10 protein-coding genes are annotated in these 9735 nt (G+C 72.8%); 8 read left to right on the forward strand and 2 right to left on the reverse strand.

What is annotated here, in order from left to right; all coding sequences use genetic code 11:
- The 4 genes from ACFQ4O_RS11675 to ACFQ4O_RS11690 all read left to right on the forward strand — a co-directional run.
- The coding region (locus ACFQ4O_RS11675; RefSeq protein ID WP_378775867.1) for an ATP-grasp domain-containing protein at positions 1–996 on the forward strand (996 nt) is incomplete at its 5' end.
- Positions 993–1952 (forward strand): methenyltetrahydromethanopterin cyclohydrolase, encoded by a 960-nt coding sequence (gene mch, locus ACFQ4O_RS11680; protein ID WP_378775868.1) that lies wholly within the window; start codon positions 993–995, stop codon positions 1950–1952. The genes ACFQ4O_RS11675 and mch, both read left to right, overlap by 4 nt.
- Before the next feature lie 217 nt (positions 1953–2169).
- Positions 2170–3078, forward strand: a complete 909-nt coding sequence (locus ACFQ4O_RS11685) for an ATP-grasp domain-containing protein (RefSeq protein ID WP_378775869.1) — start codon at positions 2170–2172, stop codon at positions 3076–3078.
- Positions 3068–3886, forward strand: a complete 819-nt coding sequence (locus ACFQ4O_RS11690; protein ID WP_378775870.1) for a triphosphoribosyl-dephospho-CoA synthase — start codon at positions 3068–3070, stop codon at positions 3884–3886. The genes ACFQ4O_RS11685 and ACFQ4O_RS11690 overlap by 11 nt, the downstream gene beginning before the upstream one ends.
- On the opposite strand, the gene ACFQ4O_RS11695 is transcribed toward ACFQ4O_RS11690, so the two are convergent.
- Positions 3840–4538 carry a HisA/HisF-related TIM barrel protein gene (locus ACFQ4O_RS11695; protein WP_378775871.1) on the reverse strand — a complete coding sequence of 233 codons (699 nt, stop codon included), beginning with the start codon at positions 4536–4538 and terminating at the stop codon, positions 3840–3842. The two genes, ACFQ4O_RS11690 and ACFQ4O_RS11695, sit on opposite strands and share 47 nt — an antisense overlap.
- A 400-nt stretch (positions 4539–4938) precedes the next feature.
- Between ACFQ4O_RS11695 and ACFQ4O_RS11700 the strand changes: the two genes are divergently transcribed.
- The 4 genes from ACFQ4O_RS11700 to folK are packed head-to-tail and all read left to right on the forward strand — an operon-like array spanning position 4939 to position 7840.
- The gene (locus ACFQ4O_RS11700; protein ID WP_378775873.1) at positions 4939–5889 is read left to right on the forward strand and encodes an ATP-grasp domain-containing protein; all 951 of its coding nucleotides are present in this window, start codon (positions 4939–4941) and stop codon (positions 5887–5889) included.
- Complete coding sequence (locus ACFQ4O_RS11705; RefSeq protein WP_378775874.1) at positions 5886–6935, forward strand: hydantoinase/oxoprolinase family protein; 1050 nt, start codon at positions 5886–5888, stop codon at positions 6933–6935. Before ACFQ4O_RS11700 ends, ACFQ4O_RS11705 begins: the two co-directional genes overlap by 4 nt.
- A gap of 14 nt (positions 6936–6949) precedes the next feature.
- A complete protein-coding gene (folB, locus tag ACFQ4O_RS11710; RefSeq protein ID WP_378775875.1) occupies positions 6950–7321 on the forward strand; it encodes a dihydroneopterin aldolase in 372 nt (123 codons plus the stop codon).
- 6 nt (positions 7322–7327) lie between these two features.
- The gene (gene folK, locus ACFQ4O_RS11715; RefSeq protein WP_378775876.1) at positions 7328–7840 is read left to right on the forward strand and encodes a 2-amino-4-hydroxy-6-hydroxymethyldihydropteridine diphosphokinase; all 513 of its coding nucleotides are present in this window, start codon (positions 7328–7330) and stop codon (positions 7838–7840) included.
- Positions 7841–7853: 13 nt separating this feature from the next.
- On the opposite strand, the gene ACFQ4O_RS11720 is transcribed toward folK, so the two are convergent.
- Positions 7854–9735, reverse strand: a 1882-nt coding sequence (locus ACFQ4O_RS11720) for a PhoX family protein (RefSeq protein WP_378775877.1), incomplete at its 5' end; no start/stop codon positions are given.

Here is a 9735-nt window from a genome sequence, read left to right on the forward strand (position 1 = left end):
GGCGCGGGCTTCGACCCCGCCGCGCTGCTGGGGACGCTCGCGGCCCATGCGCCCGCCGGCCTGCCGGTGATCCTCGGCGCCGGCTTTGAGGACGCCACCGACCTGATGGCGTCGATCGCCGCCCGCCATCCGCTCAAGGGCGCGGCGCCCGACGCCGTCCGGCGGCTGAAGGACCCCCGCGCCCTCGCGGAACTGCTGGCGACCCTCCGCATCCCCCATCCCGCCCTCACCGACGGCGAGGGCCCCGGCACGGTCTGGAAGCGGGCCGGGGCGTCCGGGGGCGGCCACATCCGCTTCGGCCGCCGCCCGCGCGGCGCGGGCGTCTACGGCCAGCGCCGGATCGAGGGCCGCGCCGTCTCCGCGCTGTTTCTGGCCGCCGGCGGATGCGCCCATATCGTCGGTTTCTCCGAGCAGTGGAGCGATCCCACCCCCGCCGCGCCCTGCCGCTACGGCGGCGCCGTGGGCCCGATCGCCCTGCCCGCGCCGTTGGGCGCGACCATCGCCGCGGCGCTCGACCGGCTGGTCGCGGCGACGGGCCTCGTCGGTCTCGCCAGCGCCGACATAATCCTTCCCGCCGACGACGAGACGGCGTTCACGCTGCTCGAAGTAAACCCGCGGCCGGGCGCGACGCTCGACGTGTTCGACCGCGGCGACGGCCCCTCTCTTCTGGCGCGGCATCTTGCCGCCTGCGACGATCGACTTTCGTCTGCGACGCCATCCCAACTGGACGCGCACGCCGCCGCCGTGGTCTACGCCCCCCGACGCTGCTCGCTCGCCCGCCTGCGGCGCCCCGCATGGACGGCCGACTGGCCGGCGGAGGACGACGCGACGCCGAAAGGCGCGCCCCTCTGCACCGTGTTCGCCTCCGCCCGCACGCCGGAGGCGGCGCGCGCGCTGGTCGCCCGCCGCCGCGCGGCTCTGCTGGACGCCCTTTCCGCACGCCGCGACGGCGTGCGCTTCACCGATGACGCACTCGAACCCATGGTGACCGAATGACCGAGACCCGCCCGAGCGTCGGAACGCTCGTCGCCCCGCTCGTCTCCTCCCTGATCGCGGACGCCGCCACGCTGCGTCTCGGCGTCGAGCGCACCGCCACCGGCGCCACCATCGTGGACGCCGGCATCAACGTGCGCGGCGGCCTCGAAGCCGGCCGCCGCATCACCGAGATCTGCCTCGGCGGCCTCGGCCGCGCCCTGTTCGCGCCGGACACCCGCTTCCCGCGCTGGAACACGGCGATCCACATCTCCACCGTCGATCCGGTGATCGCCTGCCTCGGCAGCCAGTACGCCGGCTGGAGCCTGTCCGAGGGCGATTTCTTCGCGCTCGGCTCCGGTCCCGCCCGCGCGCTCTGGGCCAAGGAAGAGCTGTTCGGCGAGCTTGGCTACAAGGACACCGCCGACAGCGCCGCGCTGGTGCTGGAGACCGACAAGCGCCCGCCGGACGCGCTGATCGCCTTTATCGCCAAGGAATGCGGCGTGCCGGAGGACAAGCTGACGCTGATCCTCACCCCCACCACCAGCCTCGCCGGCTCGGTGCAGGTGGTGGGCCGGGTGCTCGAGGTGGCGCTGCACAAGGCGCACGCCCTGCACTTCCCGCTCGACCGCATCGTGGACGGCGTCGGCGTCGCGCCGATCGCCCCGCCCGCGGCCGACTTCCTTGGCGGCATGGGCCGCACCAACGACGCGGTGCTCTACGGCGGCGAGATCACGCTCTACGTGGAAGGCCCGGAAGACGAGGCCGAGCAGCTCGCCAACGGCCTGCCCTCCTCCACCTCCCGCGACCATGGCCGCCCGTTCGGCGAGATCTTCGCCGGCTACAATTTCGACTTCTACGCCTGCGACGCCGGGCTGTTCTCGCCGGCCGTCGTCACCGTGACGGCGCTCTCGACCGGCAAGAGCTTCAGCGCCGGCGCCTTCATGCCGGAGCTGATCGAGACGTCGTTCCGGGGCTGATCCCGTAGCGGTTCGAGGGACACGGCTTCCGCGCCCGCGTGGATGTCCCGACCGCCCTTTAAGCCCTTCGTCATGCCCGGGCTTGTCCCGGGCATCCACGACTTGAACATGCGCGCCGTTCCGTGCCCAAAATCATGGATGCTCGGCTTCGCCGGGCATGACGGAGCAAGGTGCGACGTTCCGGCCGCGCGAAGGCCGCCCAAGCCTTGAGTGCGCCATGTCCGATCCCGCCGTCGTCATCTTCACCGAAAAGGCCGACTGGCACAGCCACGGCCTCGCCCGCGCCATCGAGCGGGAAGGCTTGAGGCCGCTGATCCGCTCCATGACGGAGGCGGGCTTCGATCTTTCCACCGGCCGGCCGCGCCTGCATGTGCCGGGCCTCGAGGGCCTGCCGGAAGCGATCTTCGTGCGGCTGATCCCGGCCGGCACCACCGAGCAGATCACCTCGCGCCTCGGCCTATTGCACGCCGCCCGCCACATGGGCGTCGCGGTGGTGAACGACGCTCGCGCCATCGAGGTCTGCGTCGACAAGTCCATGACCACCTTCGTGCTGGCGCAGGCCGGCCTGCCGACGCCGCTGACGCTGGTGCGCGAGCGCCGGGCCGACGCGCAGGCCGCCTTCGACGCCCATGGCGGCCCCATGGTGCTGAAGCCGCTGTTCGGCGCGCAGGGCAAGGGCGTGCGGCTCGTCTCGCCCGGCGAGGCGCTGCCGGAGCCGGCGGAGGTGGGCGGGGTCTATTACCTTCAGGCCTTCGTCGCGGCGCGGGGCTTCCGCGACAGCGGCCGCGCCCACGACTGGCGGGTGTTCACCATCGGCGACCGCGCGGTAGGCGCCATGATCCGACACGCGGACGAGGGCTGGATCACCAACATCTTCCAGGGTGCGAGCGGCGAGGCCGCGGCGGTGGACGGCGAGGCCGCGGCGCTCGCGGTGCGCGCCGCGCGGGCCGTCGGCGCGGATTATGCCGGCGTCGACCTGATCGAGGACGAGGACGGCCGTTTCCTGGTGCTGGAGGTGAACTCCATGCCGGCCTGGAAGGGCCTCAACGCCGCGACCGGGATCGATGTCGCCGCCGAACTCGCCCGCGATCTCGCCCGCCGGCTGGCCCGCCCCGATGCGGCCTGACGCGATCGCGGACGCCTTCCGCGACGCCTCCCGCGCCGAGCTTCTGGCGCTGAAGCCCGGCAACGTGCATGTGTTCCGCCCCGGTCACGGCATGACGGTGGAGACCTTCGAGCGCGCGGCGGAGGCCGCCGCCGGGCCGCTGGCGTTCGGAGAAACGGTCGGCGCGCGCATCGAAGGCGCGACCCTCGCCTCGCTCGCCGCGGTCGGCTGCAACGCCAATCTCGGCATCGTGCTGCTCTGCGCCCCACTCGCGGAGGCCGCCCTCACCCGCGGCGATGACGAACGTTTCGTCCACGCGCTCGACCGGACGCTCGGCGGCCTGACCATCGCCGGCGCCGAGGCCGCCTTCCGCGCCATCGCGGCCGCCAATCCCGGCGGGCTGGGCGCCGCGGAGACGCAGGACGTGCGCGACGCCCCGACCGTCACGCTGCGGGAGGCGATCGCGCAGGCCGCCGGGCGCGACCGCATCGCCGCGCAATACGTGTCTGACTTCGCCGACGTGTTGGCCTCCGCCCGGCTCTACGCCGCCCGCGGGCGCGGACCGCACGCGGTGGAGGACGTGTTCCTCGACCTGCTCGCCCGGCTGCCGGACAGCCATGTGGCGCGCAAGTTCGGCGTCGAGACGGCGGACGAGCTTCAGCGCGAGGCCGCGGCCTTTCGCGCGGCGCTGCCCGAGGCGCCGGTCGCCCGGCGCGCGGCGCTCGACGCCTTCGATCTCGATCTCAAGACGCGGGGCCTCAACCCCGGCACCACCGCCGACCTCACCGTCGCGGCGGTGTTCGCGGAGACGGTTTCGCCAGCCGCCTGACCGCGTCTGCGCAGATGCGGCCGTCGTGCAGCGCGGTCGCGACCAGCGCGCCGGCGACGCCGAGCGAGGCCAGCGCCGCGAGATCGTCCTCGCCGCGCACGCCGCCGGCGGCGTAGACCGCCCGCTCCGGCCCGGCCTTCGCCAGAACCTCCGCCAGACGCCCGAGATCCGGCCCGGCGCCGGCGCCGACGCGGGCGAGCGTCATGGCGATCACCCGGCGCGGCCAGCGGTCCGGCTGGTCGTGAACCTCGACGGGGCCGAGCGGCCCGTCCGCGTCGTGGTCCAGCGACAGGATCGCGTCGCCGGTCAGCGCGTCGCTGAGCGAGCAGGCGTCCGCATGGGACTCGGTGCCGACGATCGGCGCGCCCGCCCGGCCCGCCGCCGCGCCGCGATCGACCCAGATCTCGACGCCGGGATGGGCGGCGGCGATGGCCGCGATCACGTCGTCATGGCCGCCGCGGTTCAGGATGGCGTCGAGATCGGCCACATAGAGCGCGCGGAACGGCGCCAGCGCCAGCAGCGCGGCGGCGGTGGCGAGAGGCTCCGCCCCCGGCGCGAACGGCGACGCGATCGGCCGGTAGGCTCCCCGCTCGCCCCGCCGCGCATGCACCACGCGGCCATCCATCAGATCAATGACCGGAATGACGTCCAAGATCGGGTGTCCCATTCTCGAAAAGCGGTTCTTCGCGTGTGACCTGTTGAGATCGGCTTTGCGCGTGTCACGTGAGACAACGGACGAGGCGGCGAAAAGGCGCCGTCGAATCGCGGTCTCGCGGCTGATCTTTTCGAGCGATCGCCCGACAGGCGTCAGGCCCGTTCGCCGAGTGTAGCGCGCCGAGCGCGCCGCTTGGAGCGTGGCGCTTCGTGCCGAAGCGCGGCCGTGACGGCGCGAGGCCCGGTGACCGGCCCTCCCTCTCGGGTCCGGCCCGCAATTTTGTCGTCGCGTCCGTGACAAGGGAGGCGGCGGCGCGGTAAGGCGCATTCTGTGCCCCCGCGTCGGGGCGTCCTTGGTCTTTTTGACGGCTCGAACTGAGAGAGACGGCCCGTTGCGCGTGTTTCTGTGCGAATTCGTCACCGGCGGCGGTTTCGCGGGCCAGCCCCTGCCGGTCTCGCTCGCCCGCGAAGGCGCGCTGATGCGCGACGCGCTGGCGCGCGATCTGGCGGAGCTTCCGGGCGTGTCGCTGACGGTGGCGCAGGACCCGCAGGCCCCGCCCTGCCCGTTCGGCGCGGCGGCGGAGGTATCGAACGGCGACCCGTGGGATTTTTGGGAACGGGAGGCCGCGGCCTGCGACCTGTTCTGGCCGGTGGCGCCGGAGACGGACGGCCTGCAGGCGCGGCTCGCCGCCCTGGGTCGCGCGGCGGGCGTTCAGGTGATGGCGCCGTCGGCGGAGGCGATCCGCGTCGCGTCCTCCAAAAGCCTCACCGCCGCCCGGCTGCAGGCCTCGGGCGTGCCGACGCCCCCGACCTTTTCGCCCGACCGCCTGCCGCCGACGCTGGTCGGCGCCTGCGTCTCCAAGCCGGACGACGGCGCCGGCTGCGAGGGCGTGCGGCTGTGGGACGCGCCGCCCTCTCCCCGCGACGTGCCGGCCGACCACGTCCTTCAGCCCTATGTGGCGGGCGCGGCCGCCAGCCTGACGGTGCTGAACGCCTTCGGCCGGGTCTCGGTGCTGGCCGCCAACCGGCAGTCCATCGCCGTCGCAGACGGCGCGATCGCGCTGGCGGGCCTCGACGTGGGCGCGCTGGACCGGACCGCGCCGGAGTTGCGCGCGCTGGCGCAGGAGATCGTGGCCGCGATCCCCGGCCTCGACGGCCTGTTCGGCGTCGATCTGGCGCTGCCCGAGGACGGCGGCCCGCCGGTCGCGATCGAGATCAACCCCCGCGTCACCACCGCCTATGTGGCGCTCCGGGAGGCGCTGGGCGTGAACCCGCTGACGCTCCTGCCGCCCTTCGCCACCGAGGCGCGCGAGCCTCCCTCCGTCCGTCCCGTGGAGATCCGGCTGTGAGCGACGTCATCGGCCTCGACGTGGGCGGCGCCCATCTGAAGCTCGCCCGTCTCGACGGGAACGGCGCGCTCGTCGAGGTGCGCATCGCCGCCTGCCCCCTGTGGCGCGGCCTGCACGAGCTCGACGCCGCGCTGGATCAGGTCGGCGCAGAATCCGATGGAACCATCGTGGCCGCCACCATGACCGGCGAGCTTGCGGACCTGTGGCCCGACCGCGCGAGCGGCGTCGCCGCCATCGCCCGCGCGCTCGCCGCGCGCTTCGGCGCGGATCGGGTCGCGATCTACGCCGGCGAACGCCGTTTCGTGCGGCCCGACGACGCGGCGGCGCTGGCGCGCGACGTCGCCTCCGCCAACTGGCGCGCCACCACCGAAGCGGTGGCGGCGGGCGGCGGCGCGGGGCTGCTGGTGGATGTGGGCTCCACCACCAGCGACCTCATTCCCTTCGGCGAGGGCCGCGTTCTGGCGCGGGGCGCGACCGACGCGGAGCGCATGGCGGCGGACGAGCTGGTCTATCTCGGCGTGGCGCGCACGCCGGTGATGGCGCTGTCGCCGCGCCTGCCCTTCGCCGGCGCCTGGGTGACGCCCATGGCCGAATTCTTCGCCACCAGCGCCGACGCGCACCGCCTGACCGGCGATCTGGACGAGGCCGCGGACCTCCACCCCGCCGCCGACGGCGGCCCCAAAACCGCGGAGGGCAGCGCCCGGCGCCTGCTCCGCATGGTGGGCGCCGATCTCACGCCCGAGACCTGGGACGCCGCGCGCCGCATCGCCGACCATCTCGCGGAGGCGCAGCTGCGCCGGCTCCACGACGCCGCGCTCGGGCTGCTGACCCGGCCCGACCAACCGCCGTGTGAGACCATTGTCGGCGCGGGCGTCGGCCGATTCCTCGTGAAACGGCTGGCGGAACGGCTGAAGCTCGGCTATCGCGACATCGGCGCGCTGTTCTCGAACGACCCCGCAGTGGCGGCGCTGGCCGCGGACTGCGCCCCAGCCGTGGCGGTCGCCCGCCTTCATGGGGAGGCCGGGCGCAACCGAACCGGGCGATGACGGGTTTCCGATCCATGAACGATCGCATCTTCCTCCGGGGCGTGCAGGTGCACGCCCATCACGGCGTGTTCGCCGAAGAGCAGACGCTCGGGCAGCGCTTCGTGTTCGACGTGGATTACTGGCTGGACGCGCACGCCTATGCGGGCGCCGACGACATCTCCCGCGCCGTCTCCTACAACGACGTCTATGTGACGCTGGTGGAGGTGGCGACCGGCCAGCGGTTCGACCTGATCGAGGCGCTGGCGGAGGCGATTGCGGAGGCCGTTCTGGCGCGTTTCCCGGCCGTGCGCTCGGTGCGGGTCGAGGTGCACAAGCCCTCCGCGCCCATCGCCGGCATTTTCTCCGACGTGGGCGTCGAGATCCTGCGCCACCGCGCGGCAGGCTGACGGCCCATGGCGCGGATGGAGATCGGCCTCGGCTTCGGCAGCAACGTGGGCGACAAGATCGCCAACATCCACGCCGCCATGGCGGGCGCCTTCGACGGCCTGAACATCCGGTTTCTCGCCGCGTCGTCGGTCTGGCGCAGCGCGCCCTGGGGCTATGTGGATCAAGACTGGTTCGCCAACGCCTGCGCGGTCGGCGAGACCGACCTGAGCCCGGAGCAGGCGCTCGCCTTCACCCAGAGCGTCGAGCAGGAGGTCGGCCGCCACAAGACCTTCCGCTGGGGGCCGCGGGAGATCGACGTGGACATCCTCTATCTCGGCGGCTCCCGGGTCGCGACCCAGAAGCTGATCGTGCCGCACAAAGAGATGTTCAACCGCGCCTTCGTGCTGACCCCGCTTGGCGAGATCCGCCCCGATCTGGTGCTCGACGGCGTCTCCATCCGCGACGCCGCCGCAGCGGCCGACGCCTCCGACCTCGAGATCATCGCGCCGCCCTGGCGCCCGGCGAACCCGGACGCCTGACGGCGGCCCCGGATCACGCGCCGACCGGGCCGCCGTCCGTGCGCCGGATGGCGACCACCGCGGGGCGCGGCAGGGACGCGCCGTCCGGCCAGGTCGAGATTGTGTTCGGCGTCAGGCCGCCCTCGCCCGGATGCTGGATGGCGCAGAACAGCGTGCGGCCGTCGTCCGTGAACTCAGGGCCGCAGACCTCCGCGCCGCTCGGCGCGCTGAGGAACTGGCGCAGATGGCCCCGGTGCGGCCCCTCGGTCGGCACCGCGTGCAGCGCGTCGTTCGGCGCGCCGATGCCCTCCGTCTTCGGCTGCCCGTCAGTGGCGATCCAGAGATTGCCGCGGGCGTCGAAGGCGATGTTGTCCGGATAGGCGATGCGGCTCAGCTTCGACGGGTCGGCGTAGCCGGCGTAGAAGGTGGCGGCGGTCGGCAGGCCCGCCTTGATCTCCTCGGGCTTGGTCTTCAGGTCGACCGCCGGATCACCGCAGAGCAGGAACACGCTCCAGCGAAAGCGCGTGGCGCCGTGGTCGTCGCCGTCCTCGATCAGCTCGATGATGTGGCCGTTCAGATTGGCGGCGCGGGGGTTGGCGGCGTCGGCGCCCTTCGGCTCGCCGGGCGCGGGCCGTTTGCTGTTGTTGGTCATGGTCATATAGACCTTGCCGCCGACCGGGTTCGGCTGCACGTCCTCCGGCCGGTCCATGGCGGTGGCGCCCACCGCGTCGGCCGCGAGGCGCGTCTTCACCAGAATCTCGCCCTGATCGGCGAAGTGGCCCTTCAGCGCCGGATTGTCGATCGTCAGCGGCAGCCACTCGCCGGTTCCATCGTCGTGGAACTTCGCCACATGGAGCACGCCCTCGTCCAGCAGGTCGAGATTGGCTGTGCGGTCGGACGGGGCGTAGGCGCGGGCGGAGACGAACTTGTAGACGTAGTCGAACTGCTGGTCGTCGCCGGTGTAGACCGCGACGCGGCCGTCCTTCGTCAGCGCTGTGGTCGCGGCCTCGTGCTTCATGCGGCCGAGCGCGGTGCGCTTGCGGGGGCGGAACGTGAGATCGTAGGGGTCGATCTCCACCACCCAGCCGAAACGGAACGCCTCGTTCGGCTCCTTGGCCACGTCGAAGCGGTCGAAGAACGCCTCCCAACGGGAGGGCGATTCCTTCTTGCTGACGCCGTAGCGGGCGTGGACGGCCTTCAGGCTGGCGTCCTGAGCCTGCTCCGCGTTGGCGAAGTAGAAGTTGAAGTTCTCCTCGCAGGTCAGCCACGTTCCCCAGAGCGTCTTGCCGCCCGAGCAGTTGTTGACCATGCCGAGCACCGTGCGCCCCTCTGGATCGGCGGCGGTGCGCATCAGCGCATGGCCCGCGGCCGGGCCGGTGATCGTCATGGGGGTGGAGGCGTCGATGCGGCGGTTGAAGCGTGAGTCGCGCAGCACGCGCCAGCCGTCCGGCCCCGGCGCGATCTCCACCACCGAACCGCCATGGGCGGCCATCTCGATCTCGGCCTGAAGGCGGTTCACGCCGGGCTCATAGGCCACAAACATGTCCTCGCCGCTGGTGTACTCGTGGTTCACCACCAGCAGCAGGTTCGGGCCGCCCTCGACCGGAAACACGCCGACGAAATCGTTGTTGAAGCCGAACTGCCGCTTCTGCGCCTCGGGCGTCTGGGCGTCGGGCGCGAAGTCCGGCGCGTCGGGGAACAGCGGATCGCCCCAGCGGATCAGCACCTGATGCTCGTAGCCCTCGGGCGTGATCAGCCGGTCCTCCTTGGACGGGGCGATCGGCGTGAAGCCGAGCGGATCGCCGGCCGTGGGCGGCTCCGCGCGCAGATCGCCCGCCGTCAGCAGCACCGGCACGGCGGCGACGCCGGCCGCGCCCGCAAGGAAGGCGCGCCGGTGAAGGTGGCGGCCGACCTTA

The organism is Methylopila musalis, from assembly GCF_042679725.1.
In the GTDB taxonomy this organism is placed as follows: domain Bacteria; phylum Pseudomonadota; class Alphaproteobacteria; order Rhizobiales; family Methylopilaceae; genus Methylopila; species Methylopila musalis.